This window comes from Massilia sp. P2_C2, from assembly GCF_056404615.1.
Genome location: NZ_JBFUDR010000578.1, coordinates 1 through 1,572 on the forward strand (window position 1 = coordinate 1; position 1,572 = coordinate 1,572).

A 1,572-nucleotide genomic window follows, 5' to 3' on the forward strand; every position below is an offset into this window, starting at 1 on the left:
ACGTCGGGCCGGCGGCGCAGCAACGCAGACGGCAGGCCGGGCTGGACCGCGGGCGCGTTCAGTTGGATCAAGTCCGTGCCCCGCGCGACGGGGCCGGGATTGGCGCCGGCGAGGATGTCGAGGGCATTCTCCTGTTGGGTGATGGCGCGCTGCAGTTGCGGCACGACGGCGGCCGTCGCGCGATACTCGGCCTCGGCCTGCGACAGTTCCAGGCGCGAGCTGTAGCCGACCGCGAACTGGCGGCGCGCCAGCTCCAGCGAGCGCTGGCGCGATGCCAGCGTGGCGCGCGCGAGGTCCAGCTGGGCATCGAGGCCGCGCAGGTTGAGGTAGGCGGACGCCGTGTTCGCCGCCACCGACAGTGCCGTCGCATCGAGCAGCGCCTGCTGGGCCGCGTAGTCGAAGCGTGCAGCCTGCGTGGTATTGGCGAGCCGGCCGAACGGATCGAGTTCGTAGGCGGCCTGGAAGCTGCCCTGCAGCGTGGTCGACGTGATGGGCGTGCCGAACGGGCCGATCACGCGCGCGCGTCCGGGCGAGAACCCGGCCGACAGCGTCGGTTCCTGGGCCGAACGGGCCACCTGGATGCGCGCCCGGTATTCCTGCAGCCGCGCCTGCGCCGTGCGCACGTCGTTGTTGCGTTCGAGGGCCTGGGCGACGAGGCGGTCCAGGGCGGGGTCGGCGAATGCGTGCCACCAGTTGCGTTCGATCGGTGCGGCCGGGGCGTCCGGTCCGACAACGTTGCGCCACGCGGGTGGGACGACCACGGTCGATTGCGGTGGCGGTTGTACCGGGATGCGGCAGCCGGCCAATAGCGCGGCACRGGCAGCCAGCACGAGATGGCGCTTCATTGGGCCTGCCCGGGCGACGGTTGGGTGGCCGGCAGCGTCCGCGTGGGCACAGGGGTGCCCACCCTACGTGGGTCGCTGGCTTGTCCCGGCGCCGGCGGCACGCGTCCGCCCGCCTTCGTGTCGATGCTGGCCACCACCGACATCCCCGGCCGCAGCCGCGCCGCCAGCGCCTGGTCCGGATCGATGCTGATGCGAACGGGGATGCGCTGGGCGATCTTGACGAAATTGCCGGTCGCATTGTCCGGCACGATCACGGAGAACTCCGAACCCGTGGCCGGCGCGATCTGCTCGACGTGGCCGCGCAGGTTCGCATGGTTCAGCGCGTCGACCGTGAAGGTGACGGGCTGGCCCAGGCGCACGTCGGCCATCTGCGTCTCCTTCATGTTGGCGACGACCCACATCGTCTGCGGCACGAGCGCCGTCAGCTGGGCGCCTGCGTTGACGAACGCGCCCAGGCGCACGCTGATCTGGCCCAGCTGGCCGTCGCGCGGCGCATTGACGCGCGTATTGGCCAGGTCGATCTCGGCCAACCGGACCGCGGCCTCGGCGTTGGCGACGGCGGCCTCCAGCGACGCGTGGTTGACCTCGACCGTGCGCAAGTTCTGGCGCGATATCTCCACCGCGGCGCGCGCCTGCTCCGCGGCGGCGACGGTCTGGGCGCGGGTGGCGCGGGCGGCGTCGCGCTCGCGCGCGGACAGCGAACCATCGGCCGCCAGCTCCTCCACGC

The 1,572-nt window shown here is 72.4% G+C and carries 2 protein-coding genes; both read right to left on the reverse strand.

What is annotated here, in order from left to right; all coding sequences use genetic code 11:
• Positions 1–845: TolC family protein (locus AC1DYX_RS30990; protein WP_477266041.1), on the reverse strand; the 845-nt coding region annotated here is incomplete at its 3' end.
• Positions 842–1,572 (reverse strand): HlyD family secretion protein (locus AC1DYX_RS30995; protein ID WP_477266043.1); only part of this gene is annotated, 731 nt, incomplete at its 5' end. The genes AC1DYX_RS30990 and AC1DYX_RS30995, both read right to left, overlap by 4 nt.